The sequence below is a fragment of the Nocardioides hwasunensis genome, from assembly GCF_014779665.1.
In the GTDB taxonomy this organism is placed as follows: Bacteria; Actinomycetota; Actinomycetes; order Propionibacteriales; family Nocardioidaceae; genus Nocardioides; species Nocardioides hwasunensis.
In genome coordinates this window covers 171,230-197,141 of record NZ_JACXYY010000001.1, presented here as the reverse complement: position 1 = coordinate 197,141, position 25,912 = coordinate 171,230, and the positions used below count along the sequence as shown (strand labels likewise).

At 71.8% G+C, this 25,912-nt stretch carries 25 protein-coding genes and 1 pseudogene; 6 read left to right on the top strand and 20 right to left on the bottom strand.

What is annotated here, in order from left to right; all coding sequences use genetic code 11:
• Positions 1 to 224 precede the first annotated feature (224 nt).
• Together IEZ25_RS01005 and IEZ25_RS01000 are read left to right on the top strand one after the other, a co-directional pair.
• Positions 225 to 914 (top strand): ABC transporter ATP-binding protein, encoded by a 690-nt coding sequence (locus IEZ25_RS01005; RefSeq protein WP_191197537.1) that lies wholly within the window; start codon positions 225 to 227, stop codon positions 912 to 914.
• Positions 904 to 2,382, top strand: a complete 1,479-nt coding sequence (locus IEZ25_RS01000) for a DUF6297 family protein (RefSeq protein ID WP_191197536.1) — start codon at positions 904 to 906, stop codon at positions 2,380 to 2,382. Before IEZ25_RS01005 ends, IEZ25_RS01000 begins: the two co-directional genes overlap by 11 nt.
• A 9-nt stretch (positions 2,383 to 2,391) precedes the next feature.
• Here the strand turns inward: IEZ25_RS01000 and yczE are convergent, their stop codons facing one another.
• A complete protein-coding gene (gene yczE / locus IEZ25_RS00995; RefSeq protein WP_191197535.1) occupies positions 2,392 to 3,087 on the bottom strand; it encodes a membrane protein YczE in 696 nt (231 codons plus the stop codon).
• A 62-nt stretch (positions 3,088 to 3,149) separates the two neighbouring features.
• On the opposite strand from yczE, the gene yczR reads away from it, so the two are divergent.
• Positions 3,150 to 4,616, top strand: a complete 1,467-nt coding sequence (yczR, locus tag IEZ25_RS00990; protein ID WP_191197534.1) for a MocR-like transcription factor YczR — start codon at positions 3,150 to 3,152, stop codon at positions 4,614 to 4,616.
• A 27-nt stretch (positions 4,617 to 4,643) separates the two neighbouring features.
• Here yczR and serA read toward each other — a convergent pair whose 3' ends face one another.
• On the bottom strand, positions 4,644 to 6,239 hold the full coding sequence (gene serA, locus IEZ25_RS00985) for a phosphoglycerate dehydrogenase (protein WP_318151972.1): 1,596 nt from the start codon (positions 6,237 to 6,239) through the stop codon (positions 4,644 to 4,646).
• A gap of 157 nt (positions 6,240 to 6,396) precedes the next feature.
• Between serA and IEZ25_RS00980 the strand changes: the two genes are divergently transcribed.
• The gene (locus IEZ25_RS00980; RefSeq protein ID WP_191197532.1) at positions 6,397 to 6,969 is read left to right on the top strand and encodes a YdeI/OmpD-associated family protein; all 573 of its coding nucleotides are present in this window, start codon (positions 6,397 to 6,399) and stop codon (positions 6,967 to 6,969) included.
• Between the two features lie 90 nt (positions 6,970 to 7,059).
• Here the strand turns inward: IEZ25_RS00980 and IEZ25_RS00975 are convergent, their stop codons facing one another.
• The 13 genes and pseudogenes from IEZ25_RS00975 to IEZ25_RS00915 form a co-directional block, all read right to left on the bottom strand.
• On the bottom strand, positions 7,060 to 7,776 hold the full coding sequence (locus tag IEZ25_RS00975; RefSeq protein WP_191197531.1) for a DsbA family oxidoreductase: 717 nt from the start codon (positions 7,774 to 7,776) through the stop codon (positions 7,060 to 7,062).
• Between the two features lie 108 nt (positions 7,777 to 7,884).
• Complete coding sequence (locus tag IEZ25_RS00970) at positions 7,885 to 9,354, bottom strand: purine-cytosine permease family protein (RefSeq protein ID WP_191197530.1); 1,470 nt, start codon at positions 9,352 to 9,354, stop codon at positions 7,885 to 7,887.
• 58 nt (positions 9,355 to 9,412) lie between these two features.
• Positions 9,413 to 10,600, bottom strand: a complete 1,188-nt coding sequence (locus IEZ25_RS00965) for a hypothetical protein (RefSeq protein ID WP_191197529.1) — start codon at positions 10,598 to 10,600, stop codon at positions 9,413 to 9,415.
• Positions 10,601 to 10,624: 24 nt separating this feature from the next.
• Positions 10,625 to 11,917, bottom strand: a complete 1,293-nt coding sequence (gene efeB, locus IEZ25_RS00960; RefSeq protein ID WP_191198079.1) for an iron uptake transporter deferrochelatase/peroxidase subunit — start codon at positions 11,915 to 11,917, stop codon at positions 10,625 to 10,627.
• Positions 11,914 to 13,098: an iron uptake system protein EfeO gene (efeO, locus tag IEZ25_RS00955; RefSeq protein WP_224748256.1), complete on the bottom strand. Its 1,185-nt coding sequence runs from the start codon at positions 13,096 to 13,098 to the stop codon at positions 11,914 to 11,916. The genes efeB and efeO overlap by 4 nt, the downstream gene beginning before the upstream one ends.
• A 50-nt stretch (positions 13,099 to 13,148) precedes the next feature.
• A complete protein-coding gene (gene efeU / locus IEZ25_RS00950) occupies positions 13,149 to 14,033 on the bottom strand; it encodes an iron uptake transporter permease EfeU (RefSeq protein ID WP_191197528.1) in 885 nt (294 codons plus the stop codon).
• Between the two features lie 56 nt (positions 14,034 to 14,089).
• The gene (locus IEZ25_RS00945; protein WP_224748255.1) at positions 14,090 to 14,986 is read right to left on the bottom strand and encodes a siderophore-interacting protein; all 897 of its coding nucleotides are present in this window, start codon (positions 14,984 to 14,986) and stop codon (positions 14,090 to 14,092) included.
• A gap of 89 nt (positions 14,987 to 15,075) precedes the next feature.
• Positions 15,076 to 16,104, bottom strand: a complete 1,029-nt coding sequence (ilvC, locus tag IEZ25_RS00940; protein WP_318151970.1) for a ketol-acid reductoisomerase — start codon at positions 16,102 to 16,104, stop codon at positions 15,076 to 15,078.
• Positions 16,105 to 16,150: 46 nt separating this feature from the next.
• Complete coding sequence (gene ilvN / locus IEZ25_RS00935; RefSeq protein WP_191197527.1) at positions 16,151 to 16,711, bottom strand: acetolactate synthase small subunit; 561 nt, start codon at positions 16,709 to 16,711, stop codon at positions 16,151 to 16,153.
• Positions 16,712 to 16,790: 79 nt separating this feature from the next.
• Positions 16,791 to 18,554, bottom strand: a pseudogene (locus tag IEZ25_RS00930) (acetolactate synthase large subunit); the annotation flags it as partial.
• Positions 18,555 to 18,788: 234 nt separating this feature from the next.
• Positions 18,789 to 19,454, bottom strand: a complete 666-nt coding sequence (locus tag IEZ25_RS00925) for a VOC family protein (RefSeq protein ID WP_318151969.1) — start codon at positions 19,452 to 19,454, stop codon at positions 18,789 to 18,791.
• A gap of 6 nt (positions 19,455 to 19,460) precedes the next feature.
• Positions 19,461 to 20,147, bottom strand: coding sequence for a 4a-hydroxytetrahydrobiopterin dehydratase (locus tag IEZ25_RS00920; RefSeq protein ID WP_191197525.1), 687 nt, complete (start codon positions 20,145 to 20,147; stop codon positions 19,461 to 19,463).
• 71 nt (positions 20,148 to 20,218) lie between these two features.
• Positions 20,219 to 21,238, bottom strand: coding sequence for a S66 family peptidase (locus IEZ25_RS00915; protein WP_191197524.1), 1,020 nt, complete (start codon positions 21,236 to 21,238; stop codon positions 20,219 to 20,221).
• A 41-nt stretch (positions 21,239 to 21,279) separates the two neighbouring features.
• Between IEZ25_RS00915 and IEZ25_RS00910 the strand changes: the two genes are divergently transcribed.
• Positions 21,280 to 21,729: a DUF6973 domain-containing protein gene (locus tag IEZ25_RS00910; protein WP_191197523.1), complete on the top strand. Its 450-nt coding sequence runs from the start codon at positions 21,280 to 21,282 to the stop codon at positions 21,727 to 21,729.
• A 6-nt stretch (positions 21,730 to 21,735) separates the two neighbouring features.
• Here IEZ25_RS00910 and IEZ25_RS00905 read toward each other — a convergent pair whose 3' ends face one another.
• A complete protein-coding gene (locus tag IEZ25_RS00905) occupies positions 21,736 to 22,329 on the bottom strand; it encodes a TetR/AcrR family transcriptional regulator (RefSeq protein WP_318151968.1) in 594 nt (197 codons plus the stop codon).
• A gap of 45 nt (positions 22,330 to 22,374) precedes the next feature.
• Here IEZ25_RS00905 and IEZ25_RS00900 point away from each other — a divergent pair, with 45 nt between their 5' ends.
• Positions 22,375 to 23,100: a hypothetical protein gene (locus tag IEZ25_RS00900; protein ID WP_191197522.1), complete on the top strand. Its 726-nt coding sequence runs from the start codon at positions 22,375 to 22,377 to the stop codon at positions 23,098 to 23,100.
• On the opposite strand, the gene IEZ25_RS00895 is transcribed toward IEZ25_RS00900, so the two are convergent.
• From IEZ25_RS00895 to kynU, 4 genes are read right to left on the bottom strand one after another with little or no spacing between them, the layout of a single operon-like run.
• Positions 23,081 to 23,530: a deoxycytidylate deaminase gene (locus IEZ25_RS00895; protein WP_191197521.1), complete on the bottom strand. Its 450-nt coding sequence runs from the start codon at positions 23,528 to 23,530 to the stop codon at positions 23,081 to 23,083. The genes IEZ25_RS00900 and IEZ25_RS00895 overlap by 20 nt on opposite strands.
• Entirely contained in the window at positions 23,527 to 23,943 is a 417-nt protein-coding gene (locus IEZ25_RS00890; RefSeq protein ID WP_191197520.1) for a VOC family protein, read from the bottom strand. Before IEZ25_RS00890 ends, IEZ25_RS00895 begins: the two co-directional genes overlap by 4 nt.
• A gap of 1 nt (position 23,944) precedes the next feature.
• Positions 23,945 to 24,682, bottom strand: coding sequence for a GNAT family N-acetyltransferase (locus tag IEZ25_RS00885; RefSeq protein ID WP_191197519.1), 738 nt, complete (start codon positions 24,680 to 24,682; stop codon positions 23,945 to 23,947).
• A complete protein-coding gene (gene kynU / locus IEZ25_RS00880; RefSeq protein WP_318151967.1) occupies positions 24,679 to 25,902 on the bottom strand; it encodes a kynureninase in 1,224 nt (407 codons plus the stop codon). Before kynU ends, IEZ25_RS00885 begins: the two co-directional genes overlap by 4 nt.
• Between the last annotated feature and the right edge of the window lie 10 nt (positions 25,903 to 25,912).

Here is a 25,912-nt window from a genome sequence, read left to right as displayed (position 1 = left end):
CCTGCGCGCGATCGAGGAAACAACCGTCCAAAGACTGACCGGAACGTTCCGTCACCCACCAGCTGCCCGAGCCGCCTCCGCCTGACCCCCACACGTGTCCGAGAGATCGCCCTCGGACACGCGATCCGAGGGCGACGTCGCGGACACGTGTGGCGCCCGCGCCGGCTCCCGTCACGGCCGGGCCTGGGACTCGATCGACGGCGTGCCCTGCTTGGATGAAGGACATGGCGAAGAAGAAGGCCCGGCCGAAGCGCGAGGCGCTCCTGATGGCTCGTGGCATCACGAGGAGGTTCGGGGACCGGACGATCCTCGACGGGGTCGACCTCGACGTCGCGGCCGGCGAGGCCGTCGGCGTGGTGGGCCCCAACGGCAGCGGCAAGTCGACGCTGCTGAGGTGCATCGTCGGAGCCGACGAGGCCGACTCCGGGGAGACCACCCTGGCCGGACGCGAGCTCGACGAGCGGAGGCCGGAGATCCGCCAGGACCTGGCCGTGGTGATGGACGACATCGACTTCTTCCCGGACCTCTCCGTGGTCGAGCACCTCGACCTGATGGCGCGGGCGCACTCGCAGCCGGATGCGGAGGAGGTCGTCAACGTCGTGCTCGACGAGGTCGGGCTGATGGAGGTCTCGGGCCAGCTGCCCTCGACGCTGTCGTCGGGCCAGCGCCGTCGGCTGGCCCTGGCCAGCGCCTTCGTCCGGCCCCGCAAGCTGCTGGTCCTCGACGAGCCGGAGGCCAGGCTCGACGTCGAGGGCGTGCGGTGGCTCGGCGACAAGCTGGTGGCGGAGAAGCGGGCCGGCCGCGCCGTGCTCCTGGTCAGCCACGACCCCGGCCTGGTCGAGCGGGTGTGCGACCGGGTCGTGAGGCTCGGCCCGGCGCCCGAGCCGGCACCGGACGCGACCGATGTCCACTGACCTCGACACCGCCGTCCCGAGCGCCCGCGAGGTCCGCCAGGAGATCCGCGACTGGCGCCGGGGCCGGGCCGAGCTGAAGTGGGGCGAGGCGATCTCGGACGCCTACGTCGCCCTGTTCTGCGTCGTGATGGTCGGCGCGATGGCCGGCAACGTCGTGCTCAACCTGCGCCAGCTGGCCGACGAGACGTGCGCCGGGACCTGCAGCGAGGTCCGCTCGGCGGCTCCGTGGCTGGTCGCCCTCGCGGTGTCCCTGCTCGCGCTCGGCCTGGCCCGCCTGCTCGGCCCGGTCTTCAGCCCGCCGGCGGCCAACGGCTGGCTGCTGAGCACCCCCGTCGACCGAGGCGCCCTGCTGCGCCCGGGTTGGCTGCGGACCGTCGCGCTGACGCTCACCGGCGCCGTGCTCGCGTTGGTCGCACCCGCGATCCTGGGCGGCTTCTCCTGGGGCGAGGGACTGGCGTTCCTCGTGGGCGCGAGCGCGGCGGCGCTCGCGTGCGTGGCGATCGCCGCGCTGTCCCAGGTCCACGAGAGCCCGGTCGCGCGCTGGCTCACCTGGCTGGTCACGCTGGCGCTCTGGGTGGCCCTCGGGCTGGCGGCGACCCGGGAGCTCAGCGCGGTGCCGAGCGTTCCCCCGGCGCTGGCCCTGGTCCTCACCGCGCTGGTGGTGCTCGTCGCCGCGGCGCTGGTCGTCCGCGCGCGCATCTCGGTCGGTCGGGTCTCGCGTCGGGTCCTGGCCTACACCGAGCACCTGTCCCCCAGCCTGTCCGGCGCGCTGTCGTCGGTCGACCTGGGCCTGATGTACGACGTGCTGCTGGCCCGCCGCTGGGGCCGCTTCGCGCACGTCCGCACCCGCACCGGCGGCCCGCTGGGGTGGGCGGCACTGGTGCACCGCGACTTCCTGCGCGCACTGCGGTCCCCGCAGCCCTACGTCCTGCTGGCCGGGCTCGTCCTGGTCCCCTACGCCGCCTCCGAGGCGGACGCCGGCCGGGCGGTCGTGCTGGCCACGACGCTCGCCGGTCTGCTGGGCGGACCCGCGCTCTGCTCCGGGCTGCGCGTCGTCGTGCGCACCCAGAGCCTGGCGCGGATGTTGCCCTTCCGGCGCCAGACGCTGCTGCTCGCGCACCTGGTCGTGCCGGGTGCCGCGCTGATGGTCTTCGCCCTCGCGACCACGCCGACGCTCGTCGACGAGATGCCGGACGGTGGCGCGATCAACCTCGCGATCGCGTGCGGCCTGTCCTCGATCGCGGCCACCGTGCGGTGGGTGACCGGCAAGCCACCCAACTACGCCGCACCGATGGTGAGCACCCCCGGCGGCGGGGTGCCGACGGCGGTGTTCGGGAGCGTGGTCCGCGGCTTCGACGTGTGGGCCATCAGCGCACTGCCGCTGATGTTCGGGCAGACCGGGATGCTGGTCTCCTCGCTCATCAGCATCGGGGTGATCGCCTACCTGGTCTCGGACAACGCCGGCTGACCCGACGCGTCAGGGCTCGACCGGGAGCGCGTCGACCGGGCCCCTCAGGTCGACGGTCAGCCAGGGCAGCATCAGCTGGGTGAGCGGGCCGATGGCCAGCGCATAGACCACCGTGCCGATGCCGAGCTTGCCGCCGAGCAGGAGGCCGATGACCACGACGACGACCTCGAGACCGGTGCGGACCAGCCGCAGGGAGAGGCCGGTGCGGCGGTGCAGTCCCGTCATCAGGCCGTCGCGGGGCCCGCGGCCGAGCTGCGCGCCGATGTAGAGAGCGCTGGCGAAGCCGCACAGGACCACGCCGCCGAGCATCAGCCCGACGCGGCTCGCGATCGCGTCCGGCCGGGAGAGCACGGCGAGGGTCGCATCGGCGGAGAGGCCGACCACCAGGGCGTTGCTGATGGTGCCCAGGCCGGGCATCTCGCGCAGCGGGACCCACAGCACCAGCACGACGAAGCTGAACAGCACGACCGCCTGTCCCAGCGTCATCGGCACGTGCTGGATGAAGCCGGAGTGGAGCACGTCCCACGGGGCGAGCCCGAGCGCGCCGCGCACCATCAGCGCGAGCGACACACCGTAGAGGAACAGCCCGACGTAGAGCTGGGGCAGCCGGCGCGCCAGCCGGCCGGCCCGCAGCTGGGCGAGGGGGCCGAGGTCTGCCAGGACGGGACGGGGTGCGCGGGTGGTGGGGGTCGGGATCGTGCTCATGCCCACCATCCTCACCCCAATTGGCCTTGTCCGACATATCCAATCGTGGAACAGTGGCCTGCATGAGCCGCTTGATCAGCGCCCAGCGCGTGGCCACCCTGGTCGGTGACTTCCCGCGGTCCCCTGCCTACCTCGGGCTCGCCGACAGCCTCCGGGTCCTCATCGGCGACGGCCGCATCGGCGTCGGCGTCCGACTGCCGAGCGAGCGCGAGCTGACCGGTGCTCTCGACGTCTCGCGCACCACGGTCACGCGCGCCTACGAGGTGCTCCGCGAGTCGGGGTACGCCGATGCGCGCCGCGGGTCGGGCACCTTCACCGTCGTGCCGGGTGGGCAACGACGCCAGGACCGGGCCCTGATGCCGGGCCCGGGGGGTGACGACGTCATCGACCTCAACTGCGCGGCGCACTCCGCACCGCCGGGGCTGGTCGAGGCCTACCAGCGGGCCACCGACGAGCTCCCGGCCTACCTCAGCGGCCCCGGCTACTTCCCGCTCGGGGTGCCGGTGCTGCAGGCGCGGATCGCGGCGGCGTACGACGCGCGGGGGCTGCCGACCCTGCCCGAGCAGGTGATGGTCACCGCGGGCGCGCTCGCGGCTGCGTCGATCGTCGCCCAGGCGTTCACCGCCCCCGGCGAGCGCGCGGTGGTCGAGTCCCCGACCTATCCCAACGCCACCCAGGCGGTCCGGCAGGCGGGCGCGCGGATCGTGGCCGCGGACGTCGACCCCGACGGCTGGGACCTCGACGCGCTGTCGGCGACGCTGCGCCAGACCTCGCCGCGGCTGGCCTACCTGATCCCCGACTTCCAGAACCCGACCGGCCACCTCATGTCCGACGCGCAGCGCGAGGAGGTCGCGGGAGCGCTGGCTCGCACGCGGACGACCGTCGTCGCCGACGAGGCCCACCATGCGCTCGCCCTCGCCCCCGGCCTCGCCGATGCGATGCCCCGTCCGCTGGCGGCGTACGCCGAGGGCGCGATCACGATCGGCAGCGCGAGCAAGTCCTACTGGGGCGGCCTCCGCCTCGGGTGGGTGCGCGCTCCGCTGGCCGACATGGATCGGCTGGTCCAGGCGCGGATCGGGCTCGACCTCGGCGCGCCGGTCCTCGAGCAGCTCGTCCTCGCCGACCTGATGGACCGCGCCGACGAGGTGTTGCCGGTGCACCGCGAGCGGCTGGTGGCCGGCCGCGACGCGCTCGTCGCGGCGGTCCGCGAGCACCTCCCGCAGTGGCGGTTCCGGGTGCCCGACGGCGGGCTGGCGCTGTGGTGCGAGCTGCCCGAGCCTCTCGGCACCGCGACCACGGTCGAGGCCGAGCGTCGCGGCGTCGTCGTCGCCCCGGGGCCGCTCTTCGCCGTCGAGGGCGGGCTCGACCGCTTCGTCCGGATCCCGTGGACGACGTCGCCGGAGACCCTCACCGAGGCCGTACGCCGCCTCGCGGCCGCATGGGACCACGTGTCCACGGACGCGGCCCGGACGGCGTCGGGCCGGGCCGCGTCCCAGCGCGGAGGCACCGGGCGTGTCATGGTCGCCTGAGGCGACGACCACCTGCCTCGGGTCGGATCAGGTCAGGTCGACCGCGCGCACCGCGTCGGCCTCGATCGCGCCCTGCAGCTCGGCGAGCGTGTCCGCCGGGATGGCCGAGTCGACGCTGAGCGCGACCAGCGCCGCGCCACCCTTGTCCTGGCGCGAGACCTGCATGCCGGCGATGTTGACCGAGGCGTCGCCCAGGATGCCGCCGATGACGCCGACCATGCCGGGACGGTCCTCGTAGGTGAGGAACGCCAGGTGCGTGGTGGGCTCGATGTCGACCGCGAAGCCGTTGACCTCGACCAGGCGCTCACGCTGACCGATGCCGACCAGGGTGCCGCTGACCGACACCTGCGTGCCGTCCGCGAGCGTGCCGCGGATGGTGATGAGGTTGCGGTGGTCGGGGCTCTCGGCGTCGGTCACGAGACGGACCTCCGTGCCGCGCTCGGCGGCGAGGAGCGGAGCGTTCACGTAGGAGACCTGCTCCTCGACGATGTCGGCGAAGACACCCTTGAGCGCGGCCAGCTCGAGCACCTTGACGTCGTACTCGGTGATCTCGCCGCGGACCTCGACGTCGATCTGCTGGGCGGCCTCGCCTGCGAGGGCGGTGAAGACGCGGCCGAGCTTCTCGGTGAGCGGGATGCCGGGGCGCACGTCCTCGGCGATGACGCCGCCCTGCACGTTGACCGCGTCGGGGACGAGCTCGCCGCTGAGGGCCAGGCGCACCGACCGCGCGACGGCGATGCCGGCCTTCTCCTGCGCCTCGTCGGTGGACGCCCCGAGGTGCGGGGTGGCGACGACGTTCTCCAGCTCGAAGAGCGGGCTGTCGGTGCACGGCTCGGTCGCGAAGACGTCGAGGCCGGCGGCCGCGATCTGGCCGGTCTTGAGGGCGTCGAACAGGGCTGCCTCGTCGACGATCCCGCCGCGCGCGGCATTGACCAGCACCAGGCTGCCCTTGGCCCGGGCGAGCTGCTCGGCGCCGATGAGGCCGATGGTCTCGGGGGTCTTGGGCAGGTGCACGCTCATGAAGTCGGACTCCGCGAGCAGCGTGTCGAGGTCGACGAGGCGTACGCCCATCTGCGCGGCGCGGCCGGCCTGGACGTAGGGGTCGTAGGCGATGACCTTCATGCCGAAGGCGCTGAGGCGCTGGGCGACGAGCACGCCGATGCGGCCGAGGCCGACGATGCCGACGGTCTTCTCGTAGAGCTCGATGCCGGTGTACTTCGAGCGCTTCCACTCCCCACCGCGGAGGGCGGCGTGGGCGGGGCTGATGTGGCGCGCGGCGGCGAGCATCAGCGCGACCGCCAGCTCGGCTGCGCTGACGATGTTGGAGGTCGGCGCGTTGACGACCATGACACCCGCCTGGGTGGCGGCCTTGACGTCGACGTTGTCGAGGCCGACGCCGGCACGGGCGACGATCTTGAGCCGGTGGGCCGCGGCGAGCGCCTCGGCGTCGACCTTGGTCGCCGAGCGGACCAGGATCGCGTCGACGTCCGCGATCGCGGGCAGCAGCTCGGCGCGGTCGGCGCCGTTGCAGGTGCGGATCTCGAAGTCCGGGCCCAGTGCCTCGATCGTGGCGGGGCTCAGCTCTTCGGCGATGAGTACGACGGGCTTGGCAGGAGTGCTCACAGCGGGGTCCTCGGGGATGTTCAAGGGTTGTGCGGGACTGCACGACGCTGTGCGCGATCCAGCGTACCTGCGGCACCGACTGCGGTCATCGGGTCCCCACATGTCGGACCGGCACGTCCCGTGCGCGGTGTCGTGGCTCAGCCCTAGCCTGGGGCGCATGGGTGTGATGGACGAGGCGGAACGGCTGGAGGCGGGCTCCGTCGCCGAGTGGAGCTCGTGGCTGCACGAGCACCACAGCCAGCCCTCCGGCGTGTGGCTGGTCAGTCGGCGACGCGCCGCCGAGCGCGCGATCTCCTACGAGGAGGCGGTGCTCGAGGCGCTGCGCTACGGGTGGGTCGACTCGACCGTGAAGCCCGTCGACGAGGAGCACGCGATGATGTGGTTCGCGCCGCGCCGCAAGGGCAGCATGTGGACCCGCATCAACAAGGGTCGCATCGCCCGTCTCGAGGAGGCCGGGCTCATGCAGCCGGCCGGCGCGGCCGCCGTCGCGGTCGCGAAGGAGACGGGCATGTGGACCCTCATGGACGACGTCGAGGACCTCGTCGTGCCCGACGACCTCTCCGAGGCCTTCGACCGCCACCCGGGCTCGCGTGAGCACTGGGTCTCGTGGTCCGCATCGGCGCAGAAGATGATCCTGACCTGGATCGTGCTGGCGAAGCGTCCCGAGACCCGCGCGGCACGGGTCGCCACGACCGCCGAGAAGGCAGCACAGGGCATCAAGTCCCAGTAGGTCTCGCGCCGGTGGGACGGCGCCGGTCAGATGGCGCGGTCGTCAGATGGCGCGGTCGTCAGATGGCGCGGTCGTCAGATGGCGCGGTCGTCAGATGGCGCAGCCGTCCGGGCCGCACTCCTCGCCGCTGTCGGCGCCGGTCGCGAGGACCTCGATCTTCGGGCGCGACTCCGACCACGCCTTCTCCAGCACCTGGCTGAACACCTCGGTCGGCTGCGCGCCGGAGACGCCGTACTTCTCGTCGATCACGAAGAACGGCACGCCCGTCGCGCCATAGGCCTGTGCCTGCTCGACGTCGGCGTACACGTGCGCGGTGAACTCGCTGCCGGCGAGCACCTCGTCGACCCTCGCCGCGTCGAGACCGGCGGCGACCGCGACCTCACGCAGCACCTCGTGGTCGGCGACGTTGCGCGCCTCGGTGAAGTACGCCTTCAGCAGGGCCTCCTTCACCTCGCCCTGCAGCTCGTTGCCGCCCTGCTCGTGGGCGAGGTGGATCACGCGGTGGGCGTCCACGGTGTTGAGGTGCATGGTCTCGGAGAGCCGGTAGACCAGGCCCTCCTCGGCCGCGACGGCCTCGACCCGGTCCTGCATCTGCTTCGCGCCGTCGGGCGACTGGCCGTACTTGCGGGCCAGCATGGCGCCGGTCTTCTCGGTCGGCACGACGGGTGCGCCGGGGTCGAGCTGGTAGGAGCGCCAGTGCACCTCCACCTCGTCGGCGTGCGCGAACTCGGCCAGGGCGTTCTCGATGCGACGCTTGCCGATGTAGCACCACGGGCAGACGACGTCGGACCAGATCTCGATCTTCACGCCGGCCTCAACAGCGCGGCCGCGCGGGGTGTTCCCGGCGACACTGGGCCATGAGTCGCCCAGAGACTCAACCCGCAGTCCGGGCGTGTCGGGGCGCGTCAGCCCGGCTCAGGACTCCTGGCGCTGGACGGTGGACCGGCGCAGGAGGTAGCCGCCGACGAGACCGATCAGCAGGGCGACGAGCACGCCGATGTTGGCCGAGGCCCAGATGCCGTCCTTGCCACCGAGGCCGAGCGGGCCGAGGAGGTAGCCCTGCCAGTTGTTCCACGACGCGTCGTCGGTGAAGAGGTTGATCACCAGGCCCCATCCGACGACGGAGGCGACGGCCATGGTGCCGATGGAGGTCCAGTCGACGTCGCCGTAGCGTCCGCCGGCGTCGAAGAGGGCGTCCTCGTCGTAGTCGCGCCGGCGCAGCGCGAGGTCGGAGATCATGATCCCGGCCCAGGCCGCCAGCGGCACGCCGAGCGTGATCAGGAAGCTCTGGAACGGGTTGATGAAGTTGTCGGCGACGAAGACGACGTAGATCGTGCCGATCGTGAGCAGCACCCCGTCGACCGCCGCGGCCTGCGGGCGCTTGAGTCGTACGCCGAGCGAGAGCAGGGTCAGGCCGGAGGAGTAGATGCCGAGCACCGCGCCGCTGACCAGCGACAGGATCGCGGCCAGCAGGAACGGCACGAGGAACCACGTCGGCAGCAGGGTGGCCAGCGTGCCGATCGGGTCTCCCGCGACGCCGTCGAGGATGTCGGTCGAGGAGCCCGCCAGCGCCAGACCGTAGAGCACGAGCACGACGGGCGCGAGGGCACCGCCGAAGGTGTTCCAGGCGACGATCGACGGTCCGGACGCGGTGCGCTTCTGGTAGCGCGACCAGTCGGCGGCGATGTTGATCCAGCCCAGGCCGAAGCCGGTCATGACCATGACGAGCGCGCCGATGACGGCCTGCGTCGACCCGGCGGGGACGGCCTGCACGGCCGACCAGTCGATGTCCTTGAGCGTGAGCACGATGTAGAGCACGGTCACGGCGCCGGTGATCCAGGTCAGGATCGACTGCATCCGCATGATGATGTGGTAGCCCGCGACGCTGGCCGAGACGATCAACGCCGCGACGACGACGGCGGCGATCACCTTCGTCCCGTTGCCGCCGCCCCAGCCGAGCCGGGTGAACACGGTCGAGGTGGCGAGCACGGCGAGGATCGCGAGGAACGTCTCCCAGCCGATCGAGACCAACCACGAGATGACCCCGGGCACCTTCTGGCCCTTCACGCCGAACGCCGCCCGGCTGAGGATCATCGTCGGCGCGGAGCCGCGCTTGCCGGCGATGGCGATGACGCCGCAGAGCGCGAACGACACCACGATGCCGAGGACCGAGACGAGCACGCCCTGCCAGAACGAGATGCCGAAGTAGAGGACGAACGAGGCATAGCTCAGCCCGAAGACCGACACGTTGGCCGCGAACCACGGCCAGAACAGGTCCTGCGGGCGCGCGGTGCGCTCGGACTCCTCGATGATCTCGATGCCGGTGGTCTCGACGCCGAGTCGACGGGTCTGCTCGAGGCCCGACGGGGTCGCTGTGTCGCTCATACGGGAATCGTCGCGCACCTCGGGCCCGGGAGGAAGCACCGCACGCGTGGCGGACCACTCAGTCCGGTGCCAGCTCCGGGTGCTCTCCCAGACCGGTGCGACGCCGCGCGAGCCCGATCACGTCCTCGGTCAGCTGCCGGGAGAGCTGGACGTGGTCGCGCTCGTCCAGCGTCTCGTCGGCCACGTCGACGAACACACCGAGCCGCCGGCCCGTCACCCGGCCGCGCACCCGCGTGCGCGAGGCCTGGTAGGCGACCTGGACCTCCAGGACCCGCAGCCCCGCTTCCGACCACCAGGACTGGCCCGCAGGTGACTGGATGCGGCCCATGTCCTGGCTGAACACCTCGTGGAAACGCCTGATCGTCGGCGTCTGGATCGGACCGCCGCCGACGAAGGTGGCCCGCGGCGGGGCTTCGTCGGCCGTCTCCCCGCGACCGACGACGCTCACCTCGAGCGGAGCGAGTGTCGGGTCGCCACCGGGCACGGGCCGTACGTCGTAGCGGTCGACCACGGTGCTCGTCCAGGCGTCACCGGACCTCGTCAGTGACACCTCCCCGCCGCTCCAGGCCGGCGCTGAGCCGTACGGCGTCATGGCCACCCGGTCCTTGCCGTGCCACCTGAGCGTCTTCGCGGCGCGCAGGAAGCCCTGTGGTGTGCAGTACGCCAGCGCTTCGCCGGAGGTGGCGACCTCGGCGCCGTCCAGCGTGCGCACGATGACGAGCCGGGCCCGGCCGTAGCCGTCCGGCATCATCCGGAACTCGGCGCGGGCTTCGTGGCGACGGCCCGGAGAGGTCTTCGCAGGAGCGGTCCAGCGGTGCTCGAGGTCGCGGTCGACGACGTGCTGGCGGCACTTCTCCAGCAGCGAGGCGTCCCAGCCCCGGGCCTCACCGAGTCGGAGGACCATGCCGTGCACGACCTCGAGCAGCGCCTCCGCGCGAGCGCGAGGCGTGTGGTCCACGAACGATTCCGGGACGAAGACGGTCCCGGACTCCCAGCCCTCCGACAGCGGGTCGACGTGGACCGATCCGTGCACGCCGTCTCGCTGCTCGGTGCGGGCTGTCACGAGTCGCAGCTCGGTGGTCCGGTGCGGGATCGCCACCTCACGGAGCGCCTCGCTGTAGAGCGCGGCCACCGACCGGCACGCGCGGATCGCGACGTCGACCACCGGATCATCGTCCGTCGGCCGATCGGCACGATGCTGGGCGGGCCAGGGATACACGAGCGACAGCACCGGCATGCGACGCATGGTGCCATCCGCCCGGGCCGTGCGTCAGGCGAACAGCGCCTGGCCGACGTGCTCCCCCGGGCCGATGCCGGGCGGCACCGCGAAGAGCGCGGAGCCGGTGAACCTGAGGTACTCCGCGAGCGCGTCGGTCTTCGACATCGCCAGCTGCACAGGGATGAAGTGGGTGTCGGGGTCGCGGACGTAGGCGATGAAGAACAGCCCGGCGTCGAGGCCTCCGAGCGCGTTGGAGCCGTCGACGAAGTTGTAGCCGCGACGCAGCATCCGCACGCCGCCGTTCATGTCCGGGTGCACGACGCGCACGTGGGAGTCGACCGGGATGACGGGTTGGTCGTTGCTGCCGGGCATCGAGAAGTCGGGCTCGGTCATCTCCTCGCCGCCCGAGAGCGGCGCGCCGGTGCCCTTGGTGCGGCCGACGAAGGACTCCTGGTCGCCGAGCGGCTGCCGGTCCCAGATCTCGATGTTCATGTTGATCCGCCGGGCGACGAGGTAGGAGCCGCCGGCGAGCCAGCCGGCGGCGTCGTCGTCGCCGGACCCGACCCAGACGTGCTCGTCGAGCGCGGCGGTCTCCTCGGCCTTGACGTTGGCCGTGCCGTCCTTGAAGCCGAAGAGGTTGCGCGGGGTCGACTGCGAGGTCGAGGTCGTCGACGTACGCCCGAAGCCGAGCTGCGACCAGCGGACGCTGACCGTGCCGAACCCCATGCGCGCGAGGTTGCGCACCGCGTGCACGGCCACCTGCGGGTCGTCGGCGCACGCCTGGATGCACAGGTCGCCGCCCGAGCGCTCCGGGTCGAGCACGTCGCCGGGGAAGTGCGGCAGGTCGCGCAGCGCGCTCGGCAGTCGGTCGGCGATGCCGAAGCGGTCCTGGCCGTCGGCGTCCCGGAAGAGCGAGGGTCCGAAGCCGAAGGTGATCGTCAGCCCGCTCGCGGGGAGGTCGAGCGCCTCGCCCGTGTCGTCGGGTGGCAGGTAGACGTCGCCGTCGACGGCACCGGTGCCGGTCGGCTCGCCGGTGCTCATCTGCTCGGCGGCGACGGTCCACCTCTGGAGCAGGTCGACGAGGTCGTCGCGCGAGTCGGTGACCACGTCGAACGCGGCGAAGTGCAGCCGGTCCTGCGCCGGCGTGACGATCCCGGCCTGGTGCTCGCCTCGGAAGGGGTATGTCGCCGAGCGGGCGCCGTCGCTCACCGCCGGCGTCGCCGCGTCCGCGGTGGCGCGCCCGGCGACGTACGCCCCCGCGACCCCGGCCACGGCGACGCTCCCGCCCAGCAGGCCTCGTCGGGTGAGGTTCCTGCCGGGCTGGGGGTTCGGCGTCCCGGTCAGGACAGCACCGCCGCGGTGAGGCGCGACAGCGGCTCGGAGAGCGCGTTGACCGCGTCGGAGAGTCCCTTGACCTGGGCAGGGGTCAGGTCGTCGTAGGAGACGAACCCCTCCCCCCTCCTCTGCTCGTCGAGGAGCTTCTGCAGGTCGGCGAAGCGAGTGGTGAGCTGCTCGGCGAGCGCGGGGTCCTTCTGCTCGACGATGGGCTCGACACCTTCGAAGCCCACCCGGGCGCCGTCGACGTTGGCCTGGAAGTCCCACAGGTCGGTGCGCGACCAGTACTCCTCCTCACCGGTGACCTTGCCGGTGGCGACCTCCTCGAGCAGGCCGCGCGAGCCGTTGGCGATGGAGTCGACGGTGTAGGTCAGGTCCTGCACACGGCCGTCGAGGTCCTCGGTGTTGGCGAGCAGGTCGTCGGCGTAGGTGGCGCGCTCCTGGTCGGTGAGCGGCGTGTAGTCCTCGGCACGCTGGGGCCAGAGGTCCTTCTCGATCAGGTGCCAGCCGGTCCACTCCTGGCCGGGCTCGAGGTCGGCCTCGCGGGCGTCCATCATCGGGTCGAGGTCGCCGAAGGACTCCGCCACGGTCTCGATGCGCTCCCAGTGGGTGCGCGCGACCGGGTAGAGCGCACGCGCGGCCTCGTCGTCGCCGGCCTTGTAGTCCTCGACGAACTCCTTCGTCTTCTCCAACAGCTGGGCCGACTGGTCCTGGACGTAGGCGGCGTAGTTCTTCTGCGCGTCGTCGACGAGCTGTGCCTCGTCCTCGCTGACCGCGGGCTCCTCGTCGGACGCGGTCACGGTGAAGTCGGCGCGGATGCCCTCGCCGGTCATGCCCGGCTTGCAGGCGGTGACGTACGACCCGGCCGGCGCATTGACCGTCAGCGCCCGGCTGATGCTCGGACCGACGTTCTCCACCTCGGCCACGATGCGCAGGCCGTCCTCGCCGAGCAGGTAGAACTCGGTGACCTGGTCGCCGGAGTTGGTGACGTCGAAGGTGAGCGTGCCGGCCGGCGCCTCGGTCGCCGAGAGCGTGCAGGCGTCGGAGGAGGAGTCGACGGTGAGCTTGCGGGCGTCGGTCGTGGCGCCGCCCGCGGAGTCACCGGCGTCGGCGTTCTCGGTGCAGGCGGCGAGGAACGGTGTCGCGAGCAGGAGCACGGTCATCGGTGCGACCAGGGTCGTCGTGCGCATGGAGGTGTCGCTTTCGTGAGGACTGTCTAGGTCGGGGGAGGTCGGTGTGGTCAGGCCGCGGGGGTGGTCGACACGGGCGCCTCACCCGGACGCTTGGCCGGCGGCGCCGCTGGACGACGGCGGATGGTGAGGACGAACATCGTCATCACCGGCACCGCGTAGAGCAGCCACGCCGCTGCCTCGAGCACGGTGGTCGCCGGGGAGAAGTTGAAGACGCCCTTGAGGAGGGTCCCGTACCAGCTGTTGACGTCGATCGTGTCGGAGACGTCGAAGGCGAGGGTGCCGAGCCCGGGCAGGAACCGGGCCTCCTGCAGGTCGTGCACGCCGTAGGCGAGCACGCCCGCGGCGACCAGGATCAGGAAGGCGCCGGTCCAGGTGAAGAACTTCGTCAGGTTGATGCTGATCGCGCCGCGGAAGATCAGGTAGCCGAGCAGGACCGCGGTGGCGATGCCGAGCGCGGCCCCGGCGAGCGGCTCCCAGGTCGGCGTGGAGATGCCGGTGGCGCGGGTGCCGGCCTGGGTGGCCGCCCAGAGGAACAGCGCCGTCTCGAGGCCCTCACGGCCCACGGCCAGGACCGCGACGACGACCAGCGACCACCGGGAGCCGTCGGCCGCCTCGTCGATCCTGCCCCGCAGCTCACCGCTGAGGCTGCGCGCGGCGCGGGCCATCCAGAAGATCATCCAGGTGACGAACCCGACCGCGACGATCGAGAGGGTGCCCCCGATCAGCTCCTGCGCCTCGAAGGTCAGCCCACGCGGGCCGTAGGTCAGCACTGCTCCGAACGCCAGGCTCACGGCCACGGCCAGAGCGACGCCGGCCCAGATCCGTGGGAGCAGGTGGCGGCGGTCGGTCTTGACGAGGTAGGCCACGAGGATGCTCACCACGAGGGCCGCCTCGAGGCCCTCGCGCAGCCCGATCAGGTAGTTCGCCAGCACAGCCGATGAGACTACACCTAAGGTTAGGCAGTCCTAATACTTTGGGTCGAGGAACGTCAGAGTCCGAGGGCCGTCAGCCGCTCGTCGTACTCGTCCTCGATCTCCTCCTCGTCACGACCCGACGCCCACAGTGCGTCGAGAGATGCCCTGGTGTCCGCGTCGAGCGCCTCGTAGTCCTCCCGCCACTTCTCGGCGTCCTCGATCCAGTAGCCGACGGACTTGTAGGCGACCGCCGGGAGGCCGAGCACGTGGCGCAGGTGCCTGCGGACGCCGCGCAGCGCCTTGCTCTCCCCCGCCACCCAGACGTAGCCCGGGCCATCGGGGCGGGTCAGCGACCGCACGACGTCGGGGAGCCGGCTGGGACCGTGACCGTTGCCGGCCACGATGCGTACGACGTCGAGGCCGGGGTGCTCGGGCAGCGGCACGCCGGACTGCTCGTCGGGCAGCTCGAGGACGACGCGGGTGCGGACCTCGGCGGGAGTGTTCTCGATGATCCTCGCCAGGGCGGGCAGGGCGGCCGCGTCGGCGGCGAGGACCTGCCAGGTCATGTCCGCCGGGGCGTCGTACATCGCGGTGGGGCTGTTGAGGCCGACCACGTCGCCGGGCTTCGCGCCGCGCGCCCAGGTCGAGGCGACGCCGCCCTCGTGGACGACGAAGTCGATGGTGACCTCCCCGGCGACCGGGTCGTGTGCGCGCACGGTGTAGGTGCGCAGCAGCGCGAGGTCGACCTGGGCGAAGTCGAAGACGCCGTCCTCGACGACGGGCAGGTCGGGTTCGGTCGCGCCCTCGGCGGGGAACATCACGCGGAGGTACTCGTCGCCGACCCCGGTGCTCTCGAAGTCGGCGAGGCCGGCACCGCCGAGCACCACCCGGCGCAGCCACGGGGTCAGCTCCTCGACGCGGACGACCTCGGCGCGGTGGACACGCATCGGGACCTGGGGCAGGGCGGGCATTAGGCAAGCCTAACCTGAAGACGTACGACGAGCGCGGCCTTCCCTCCTCGGGGAGGGCCGCGCTCGCGCATCGAGGACCAGGTGCCGGGTCAGCGGGCGGAGGTGCCCTCGGTGTAGTCGGAGTCGTGCGACTTCACCCAGGCCATGAGCTTGCGCAGCTCGCGACCGGTCTGCTCGATGGGGTGCGACTCACCCCGCTTGCGGAACTCGGTGAACTCCGGGGAGCCGTTGTCCATGTCGGTGATGAAGCGCTCGGCGAACGCACCGCTCTTGATGTCGGCGAGGACGGCCTGCATGTTCTCCTTGACGCGCTCGTCGATGACGCGCGGACCGGAGACGTAGTCGCCGAACTCGGCCGTGTCGGAGACCGACCAGCGCTGCTTGGCGATGCCGCCCTCGTACATCAGGTCGACGATGAGCTTGAGCTCGTGGAGGCACTCGAAGTACGCCACCTCGGGCTGGTAGCCGGCCTCGATCAGGGTCTCGAAGCCGTACATCACCAGCTGCGAGGCGCCACCGCAGAGGACGGCCTGCTCGCCGAAGAGGTCGGTCTCGGTCTCCTCGGTGAACGTGGTCTTGATGCCGCCGGCGCGCAGGCCGCCGATGGCCTTGGCGTAGGAGAGCGCGAGCGGCCAGGCGTTGCCCGACGCGTCCTTCTCCACCGCGACCAGGACCGGCACGCCACGTCCGTCGACGTACTCGCGACGCACGAGGTGGCCGGGGCCCTTGGGCGCGACCATGAAGACGTCGACGCCCTCGGGCGGGGTGATGTAGCCGAAGCGGATGTTGAAGCCGTGGCCGAAGACCAGGGTGTCACCGGGGGTGAGCGCGGGCTCGATCTCCTCGGCGTAGAGCTTGCGCTGGTGCTGGTCGGGCGCGAGGATCACGATCAGGTCGGCCTCCTCCGCGGCCTCGCGGGGGGTGATGACGCGCAGGCCCTCGGCCTCGGCCTTGTCGCGGCTCTTCGAGCCCGGCTGCAGGCCGATTCGCACGTCGACGCCGGAGTCGCGCAGCGACAGCGCGTGGGCGTGGCCCTGGCTGCCGTAGCCGATCACCGCGACGTTCTTGCCCTGGATCAGGCTCAGGTCGGCGTCGTCGTCGTAGAACATCTCAGCCACTGGGGGCTCTCCTTCGGTTTGCTTTTCTCGGGTCTGGACTGGTGGGTCAGGGGACGATGGCGGATGCCGGGGCGGGCACGGCGACCGGACGCTGCGAGCGCTCGCTGATGGAGCGTGAGCCGCGGCCGATGGCGACCATCCCGGACTGCACCAGCTCGCGGATGCCGAACGGCTCGAGCACCCGGAGGAAGTCGGCGATCTTGCCCGCGTTGCCGACGATCTGGATCGTCACCGCGTCGGGCGCGACGTCGACGACCTTGGCACGGAACAGCTGCACCGCGTCGAGCACCGCGCCGCGGCTGGTCGCGTCCGCACGGACCTTGACCAGCAGCAGCTCGCGGTTGACCGAGCCGGGGCCGTCGAGCTCGACGATCTTGATGACCTCGACGAGCTTGTTGAGCTGCTTGGTGACCTGCTCGAGCGGGGAGTCGTCGACGTTGACCACGATGGTCATCCGCGAGACCTCGGGGTGCTCGGTCGGCCCCACCGCGAGGCTGTCGATGTTGAAGCCGCGGCGCGAGAACAGGCTCGCGATGCGCGCCAGCACACCCGGCTTGTTCTCGACCAGGACGCTCAGCGTGTGCTTGCTGGAGTCGGCGCTGCTCATCGACGTCCTCGCTTCGCTCCGGGCGCCGACGAGGCTCCGGCGGCACTGTGCTTGATGGTGGTCTCGCTTCGCTCATCCACTAGATGTCGTCCTCGTCGAACTGGGGCGCGAGGTCGCGCGCGTACTTGATCTCGTCGTTGCTCGAGCCAGCGGCGACCATCGGCCACACCATCGCGTCGCGGTGCACCCGGAAGTCGACCACGACCGGCTGGTCGTCGATCGCCATGGCCTTCTCGATGGTGGCGTCGACCTCGTCGGGCGACTCGCACGCCAGGCCCACGCACCCGTAGGCGTCGGCGAGCTTGACGAAGTCGGGGATCCGCTTGGAGTGCAGGTCGGTGTTGGAGTAGCGCTCGTTGTAGAAGAGGGTCTGCCACTGCCGCACCATGCCGAGCGACTCGTTGTTGATGATCGCGACCTTGATCGGGATGTCGTTGATCGCGCAGGTGGCCAGCTCCTGGTTGGTCATCTGGAAGCAGCCGTCGCCGTCGATCGCCCAGACGGTGGAGTCCGGCATGCCGACCTTGGCGCCCATCGCGGCGGGCACCGAGAAGCCCATCGTGCCGAGGCCACCGGAGTTGATCCAGGTGCGCGGGTTCTCGTAGCCGACGAAGTGGGCCGACCACATCTGGTGCTGGCCGACGCCCGCGACGTAGATCGAGTCCGGCCCGGCGATCTGGCCGAGCCGCTCGAGGACGTACTGCGGGGCGAGGGAGCCGTCGGCGGGCGTGTCGTAGCCGAGCGGGTAGCTCTTCTTCACACCCGCCAGGAAGGCGACCCACGCCTCGTAGTCGCCGTCGGCGCCCTCCGCCTGCAGCAGGGACACCAGCTGGGCGATGACCTCCTTGCAGTCGCCGACGATCGGCACGTCCGCGTGGCGGTTCTTGCCGATCTCGGCCGGGTCGATGTCGGCGTGGATGACCAGCGCCTGGGGTGCGAACGAGTCGAGGTTGCCGGTCACGCGGTCGTCGAAGCGGGCGCCGAGACTGATGATCAGGTCGCTCTTCTGCAGCCCGGCGACGGCGGCCACCGTGCCGTGCATGCCGGGCATGCCGAGGTGCTGCGGGTGGCTGTCGGGGAACGCGCCGCGTGCCATCAGGGTGGTGACGACCGGGATGCCGGTCAGCGCGGCCAGCTGGGCCAGCTCGCGCGAGGCGTCGGCGCGGATCACGCCGCCGCCGACGTAGAGCACCGGGCGCCGGGCGTCCTTGATGAGGCGCACGGCCTCCTTGATCTGCTTGGCGTGAGGCGTGGTGACGGGACGGTAGCCGGGCAGGTGCAGCTCGCTCGGCCACTCGAAGCTCGTCATCGACTGGAGGGCCGACTTCGCGACGTCGACCAGCACCGGTCCGGGGCGTCCGGTGGAGGCGATGTGGAACGCCTCCGCGATCGTGTGCGGGATGTCGCGGGGGTCGGTGACCAGGAAGTTGTGCTTGGTGACGGGCATCGTGATGCCGCGGATGTCCGCCTCCTGGAAGGCGTCGGTCCCGATCATCGCGGCGCTGACCTGGCCGGTCACGGCCACCATCGGCACCGAGTCCATGTGCGCGTCGGCCAGCGGCGTGACGAGGTTGGTCGCCCCGGGGCCGGAGGTCGCCATGCACACGCCGACCTTGCCCGTCGCGGCGGCGTAGCCCTGGGCGGCGTGTCCGGCGCCCTGCTCGTGGCGCACCAGGATGTGCCGGATCCGCGTGGAGTCCATCAACGGGTCGTACGCCGGGAGGATCGCTCCACCCGGGATGCCGAAGATGTCGGTGACGCCGGCCGCCTCCAGTGACGTCACGAGGCTCTGCGCCCCGGTGACCTGCCCGCCCTGCTCCGTCATGGTTGTGTGTCCGTCTTCTTCCGGTCTGGTCGTGCTCTGCCCAACAAAAAACCCCTCGGCCCGGTGGGCGACGAGGGGTGACGCGCGTGCGTTCGGTCGAGTGACCTCAGCTCACGCGTCGCGTGCGTACAAGAAGAATGATCTCGGTGCGCATGCGACAACCGTCGCCGCCGGGGTGGTTCGGCGTCAAGCCAGTGTGACAGTCGTCCCAACATCTGGAACGCGAGTCTCGCGATGTGGCGGCCGCAGCACTCAGTCGCGACCGAGGCCCGTCGTGAGGCAGGCCTGGTTGCCCTGCGGGTCGGCCAGCACGACGAACGCCGGCGCGTGCTCCTCGCTCACCAGCCTCCCGCCGGCGGCGAGCGCGGCCTCGATCCTCGGACGCACCAGCTCGGGCGGGACCCGGACGTCGAGGTGGAACCGCTGCCGCGGCACGTCGTGCGGGTCGGTGTGCTGGAACCACAGCGCCGGGCCGGTGCCGGCCAGGTCGCGGACCTCGCGGTCGTGGAGCGGGTGGTCCTGGTAGCCCAGGACCGCGCGCCAGAACGGCTTGACCTCGGCGTGGTCGGGCGTGTCCAGGGCCAGCTCGACGACCTCGATGCCGGTCGGGTCGGCCCGCAGGCCCAGCGCCTCCGCGGCCGCGCTGATCCCGCGCGCCAGCTCGAGGTCGCGCCGGGTGACGCCGAAGACGTCGCGGCTGATCACCCGCACGTGCACCGTGGTGGACCGCAGGTCCAGCTCGGGAGGATGGCCGATCTCCTCCGCGACCTGGCCGATGCGGCCGGCCAGCTCCAGTCCGCGCGCGAAGCCGCCGACGACGAACCGCGCCTCGAGGGTCTGGAACATCATCCGCCAGTCGTCCAGCCCCTCCTCGGCCTGGACCTGGGAGAACGTCAGGGGCGTCGCGTCGTCGGTCACGGGTCCTCAGCCTCGGTCGAGCGGGGTGCAGATGCAGGAGCGGTTGCCGTCGGCGTCCTCCACCACCCAGAACGCCGGCGCCTCGGCGTCGCTGACCAGCGTCCCACCGGCGGCGAGCACGGCGGCCAGGCGTCGCTCCCCCTCGTCATGCGGCACCCAGACGTCGAGGTGCCAGCGCTGCTCGTGGTCCTGCGCCGGCAGGTCGGACGCGCCGCGCTCGCCCTTCTGGAACCACAGGCCGGGCACCTGCCCGCTCGGGTCCACCGGCTCGCCGCCGTCGCTGACCTCGCCGCCGAGCAGGGCGGCGTAGAACGCTCCGAGGTGCTGCGGGGCCGCCGAGTCGAGGCCGGGCTCGAGCGCGGTGAGCCCGGCGGTGTCGGCCTCGGCTCCGAGCTCGGCGGCGAACCCGCTGATGGTGCGGGCCAGGTCGATGTCGCGGCTGGTGATGCCGCCGACGTCGTGGCTGCTGAGCGTCACGATGACCTCGGGATAGGTCAGCGAGACCTCGGGATGGTGGTCGGCCTCGTCGGCGGCGGCACCGATCCGGTCGACCAGCGCCACGCCGGTGGCGAAGTCGCCCGTGCGGAAACGCGCCCGGAGCCGGTTGAGCACCTTGCGCCAGTCGTCGAGGCCGGCCTCGAGGATCTGGTCGTGGCTGAGTCGCGCCTTCGGGTCTGTCGCACCATCGCTCATGGACCCGACCCTGCCACCGTGCGCCGACAGCTGCCACCCCTCCCGCCGCCCCACCCGCCTCGCCAACCGCGTCAGGCGAGGGTCTGGGTGATCTCCCGGACCTCGCCGTCGACCACGACGTGCGCGAGCGCGCCGTTCACCAGAGGCAGGTGCGGCGGCACGTGCCCGATCTCGAGGTCCCACACGATCGGGAGGCCCAGGCGCCCGAGGGCGTCGAGGACCGCACCGCGCTGCGTCAGGTCGCGGTGGTCGGGTGCGACCGTGCTGCCGACCAGTACGGCCGCCGCACGGTCGAACCAGCCGGCGAGCCGCATCCCGTGGAGGTAGCGGCAGATGTTCACCGCGTGCTCCTCGCACGCCTCGACATAGACGATCGTGGGCTCGTCGAACGTCTCCGCCCACGCCCGCACGTCGCCGTACGGCGTGCCGGCGAGGTTCACGATCGTCTCGACGCAGCCCCCGATCAGCCGCCCGGTGACGTCGAGGTCGCCGCCGCCCTCGAGCTCCCACTCCCCCGTGCCCACGCGCTTCCACTCGGTGGCGCGCGGATCCTCCTCGAAGCGCCACCAGTCGGTGACCAGCCCGGAGCCGCGCTGGACGAACGGTCCCTCGCCGCCGACGAGGTCGAGCCAGTGCAGCAGGCCGTCCGGGACGGCGTACGGCGTGTCGGCGAGGTTGTCGCCGTGGATGCTCGCCCAGCCCAGGCGGGTGGTCACCGGCACGAGCACGGTCGAGAGGTCGGAGAAGCCGACCAGCCAGGTCGGATCGGCGTCGGCGAGCCGCTCCCAGTCGACCAGGTCCACCAGGTCGATGGCGGTCTCGCCTCCCCACGGCGGCAGGACGCAGCGGATGTCGGGGTCGGCCAGCATCCGGGTCAGCTCGGCCGCCCGCTCCCGCGCCGGCGCGGAGGTGAGGCCCGCGCCGTCCATGCAGTCCCCCACCACGACGTCGTACCCGCGGGCGCGGAGCCACTCGACGCAGAAGTCGATGCGCGTCGCGGCGGCATCCGCGACGCCGGCGGACGGCGAGGTCACACCGATGCGGTCACCGGGGCGGACCGGACGTGGGAAGCGCAGGGGCGGCTGGCTCATGGGCCGAGTCTGTCAGCGCGTGTCCATGGAATTGTGTGCCCATGGGACTCCGCGACCTCGGGCAGCAGGCGATCCACGCATCGACCGTGGTGCCACGGCTCTGGACGGCCGCGACCCGGGCCGGCGTCGGCCCCTCGGGCGCGGTGACGGCGCTGCTCGTCTCGCAGGCGGCGCTGAGGACCGCGGCCGTGCACGGTGCGGGCGTGCCGGGTCGCACCAACGCACTGCGTCACTTCCTGTGGCAGGCCGTGCTGACGGCGCGCATCGGCCGTGAGGCGGCGGCGGCGATCGCCGTGGCCCAGGAGGCCGGGTCGCCCGCCGTGAAGGACTCCCGCATCGACGTGCACAACAACGCGGTCGGACAGGACTACGGCGCCGCGCACGCGGCCGAGCTCGCTCAGGGGTCGGCGGCGGCAGCGGTCGAGCGCCTGGTGCCGGTGGCGATCGAGAAGTGGGACGCCGACGAGCTCATCTGGATCCGCCCGCACTGACGTCCACTACGGCGTCAGCATGCGGCGTACGACGTCGCGCAGGGTGGCCTGCTGGGCCGCGGCGGTGAAGTCGGCGTCGACCGCGAGCCGGGCGAGGAAGCCGTCGAGGACGACCAGGAGCCACACCGTGAGGTCGTGCGCCGAGATGTCGGCGCGCACCTGGTCAGCGGCCTGGGCGCGGGCGATCCAGGGCTCGAGTCCCTCCTCCAGCACCCGGGTGTCGAGAGCCAGCGCGGCCTCGACGTCGGGCTCCCCCATCACGGCACCGACCGCACGGACGAACCCGGCGAGCCGGGGGTCGGACATCTCGTCGACGGTGTGGTCGAGGTAGGCCTCGACGACCGAGAGCGGGTCCTCGTCCTCGGACCGCACGGCGAACCAGTCGCGCGTCTCGTCCGTGCCGTAGGCCAAGATCGCGAGCAGGAGCGACTGCTTGGTCGGGAAGTAGTGGAAGAACGTGCCCGAGCCGATCCCGGCGCGCTTGCAGATCGCGGCGGTGGAGGTGCCGGCGTAGCCGGTCGCCGCGAAGCAGGTCAGTGCGGCGTCGATGATGACCAGCCGCCTGGCCTCGTGCTTCTCGGGGTCTACGGTGCGAGCCACCTGTCGCCTTCCCTTTTCTGGAGTGACTGCTCTAGTATTGCACGCATGGGGACGACCGAACGCTGGCACCTGGCCCGCGGGGGCCACGACCACCTCGTCGAGGTCCAGCAGGGCGCGCTGGTGCGCACGGTCGTGTGGTCGCGCGACGGCGCCGAGCTGGGCCGGAAGAGGACCTCCGACGAGACGATCGTCCTCGCGCCGGACGGTGCGGCCGCCGCCGTGCGCCTGAAGTTCGGCTGGGTGGGACCGGCCCGTCGGGTCACCCTGCACGACTCCGAGACCGAGGCGCACACGGGCCTCGGGGGCACCGACCTCGAGCCGGAGGCGGGCTCGAGGGCCGCCGCACGGGCCGAGTGGATCGGACGCCACCCACACCTGCACACCGCGCGGCAGACCGCGATCGCGGCTGCGGGGGTCGGCCTGCCGATCCTGCTCATCTGGCTGCTGACCCTCGTGCCCTGGCCGAGCATCGACCTCCCGTGGCCGAACCTGCCGTCCATCCCGTGGCCGAACCTGCCGTCGATCCCGTGGCCCGACGTCCACCTGCCGTCGATCCCCTGGCCGTCGATCCCCTGGCCGGACATCTCCCTGCCGTCGCTGCCGGCCTGGACCGAGCCGGTCCGCAAGTTCCTCATCCCGGTGCTGATCGCCTTCTTCATCGCCCGCGGTGAGGTGAGGCGCCGGCGCAGGGCCGAGGCCGAGGCCGAGCAGTCCGAGCAGGCCGAGAACGCAGAGCAGGCCGAGGACCGGACTAGCGACTCCACGCGGTGAGGCCCTCGCGGTCGTGCTCGCCCTCGGGCCAGACCGCGCGGACGACGCCGGCCGCGGCGAGTGCCTTGCGGCACCCCGGGCACGGTGGGTCGGTGATGTAGGCGGTGGCGCCCTTGGTGTCGCGGGTCGCGAAGAGGAGTGCGTTGACCTCGGCGTGGATCGCGATGCAGAACCCCGGCGTCCCGGGTCGGTCGTAGTCACCGAGCCCCGGGACATCGTCGTAGCCGAGCATCCCGCGTGGGCAGGCGCCCATCAGGCAGTCGTCCTCGCCGGGCGCGGCGCCGTTGTAGCCCGTCGCGATGATGCGGTGATCGATGGTGAGGACGGCGCCGACGCGTCGTCGGGTGCACTTGGCGCGTGCGGACACGGCCGCCGCGATGCCCAGGAAGTAGTCGTCCCACCCGGGGACGGTCTGCGTGTCGGTGCTCACGGGAGCACAGACTGCCCGATCTCCTGGGGGTTGTAGGCCACTTCCCACCGGAAGCCGTCCGGGTCGGAGAAGTAGCCGCTGTAGCCGCCCCACTCCCGCTGGCTCGCCTCGCCGATGTGCGGGGCACCGGCGGCGCGGGCCTGCTCCAGCACCGTGTCGACGCCGTGGGTCGTGGCAAGGTTGTGGGACAGCGTGATCGGGGGTACGCCACCGCGCGCGGGCGCCTCCCCGACCTCGGCGACGAACCCGCCCTCGACCCAGAGGCTCAAGATGACCTTCTCCGCCACGCGGAACATCAGCACCTCGCCGACGACATCGACCTCGGGCTCCCAGCCGAGCCCCTCGACGTAGAACTTCCGGGTCGCCTCGAGATCGGTCACGACGAGGGTGATGAAGCTGACGCGCTGGTCCATCTCACTGCTCCTTCTTCGGGTCCGTCTCGGGCGGTCGGGCCGCGAGGCGGACGCGCTGGCGACCCATCGCGTCGAAGTTGCGCTCGTCGAGCCAGTCGTCGAGGGCCTGTCGCACCCGCGGCCACTCGCGGTCGGTGATCGAGAACCAGTCGGTGTCGCGGTTGCGGCCCTTGTAGACCACGGCGTTGCGGAAGCGCCCCTCCCAGATGAACCCGAGTCGGATGGCGGCCCTGCGCGAGGGGGCGTTGAGGCTGTCGCACTTCCACTCGTAGCGCCGGTAGCCGAGGTCGTCGAACACGTGGCGCATCAGCAGCGCCATCGCCTCGGTGGCGGCGCGACTGCGCTGCAGCTGCCGCCCGAAGGCGATGCCGCCGATCTCGATGGAGCCCATCTCCGGGTCGAGCCGCATCAGCGAGCAGAAGCCGACCGCACGAGCGGTCTCGACGGCCACGATGGCGTACATCACCTGACCCTCGTCGCCCGCGCCGCGCTCCACGATCGCCGCCATCTCTGCGCGGTCTCGCGGACGATCCCAGAAGAGATAGGTCCACAGCGCGTCGTCGTCCTCGCCGCAGACGCTGGCGACGAGGTCGTCCACGTGCTGGGGGCCGATCGGCTCGAGTCGCACGCCCTGTCCCTGGAGGGCGATCCTCTCGGGGCGCCGTGCGCCGCTCCAGTCGACGGGCCGGCCGAGACGCTGACCGTGCTCGTTGGTCGTGGGGAGCTGCTGCTGGGTCATCGCGCCGTCTCCGTCAGGGACTGCGCCACGGCGGCCATGCCCCGCTCGACCTCGTCGAACGACGTCGACAGCGGCGAGAGGCCGATCCGCAGACCTCCCGGGTCGCGATAGTCGGGGATGACGTCGCGCTCCCACAGGGCCGCGGTGACCTCCCGCATCCGGTCGTGGTGCAGCGTGACGTGGCCGCCACGCTGCGCAGGGTCGCGCGGGGACGCGAGGGTGACCTCGGGCAGCGTCGCCTCGGCGAGCTCGACGGCGTACGACGTCAGCGCGACGGACTTGGCGCGGATGTTCTCGATGCCGGCCTCCTCGACCAGCTCGAGCATCGCCTGCATGGCGACCATGCCGAGGATCGGCGGAGTGCCCGAGATGAAACGGCGGATGCCCCGCGCCGGGGTGTAGCCGGGGCCCATGAGGAACGGGTCGGCATGGCCCATCCATCCCTGGATCGGCTGGGTCAGGTCGTCCTGGAGGCGGGCCCTGACGTAGCCGAAGGCCGGCGAGCCGGGTCCGCCGTTGAGGTACTTGTAGGAGCAGCCGACGGCGAGGTCGGCATCCCACTCGTCGAGCGCCACCTCGACCGACCCCGCCGAGTGGCAGAGGTCCCAGAGCACGAGGGCGCCGGCGTCGTGGGCGATCCGGGTGAGCTCGGGTCCGTCCGCGAGCCAGGCCGAGCGATAGGCGACGTGGGTGAGCACGACGAGGGCGGTGCGCTCGCCGACGGCCTCGCGCAGCTGGTCGGGGGTGACGCCGGCGGAGGTGTCGACCTCGATCCAGCGGAGCGTCAGCCCGCGTTCGGCGGCGATGCCCTCGGCGACGTAGCGGTCGGTGGGGAAGTTGTCGGTGTCGATGACGATCTCGGTGCGGCCCGGGTCGGTGCGCACGGCGTGGTCGACCGCGGCCCGCATGAGCTTGTAGAGCCACACCGTCGTCGAGTCACCGACGGCGATCTGGCCGGCGGCGGCCCCCAGGACGACCCGTCCGAGCTCGTCGCCGAGGGACGTGGGCAGGTCCATCCAGCGCTCGTCCCAACCGCGGATGAGCCGACCACCCCACTCCTGGTGCACGAAGTCGTGGAGCCGGTCCGCAGCGGCCGCCACGGGGCGGCCGAGGGAGTTCCCGTCGAAGTAGACGAGGTCGGTGGAGGCGCCGACGAACCGCTCGCGGAAGTGCGCGAGGGGGTCGGCGGCGTCCAGCTGCGCAGCGGTGTCAAGGTTCACCACGGCAACC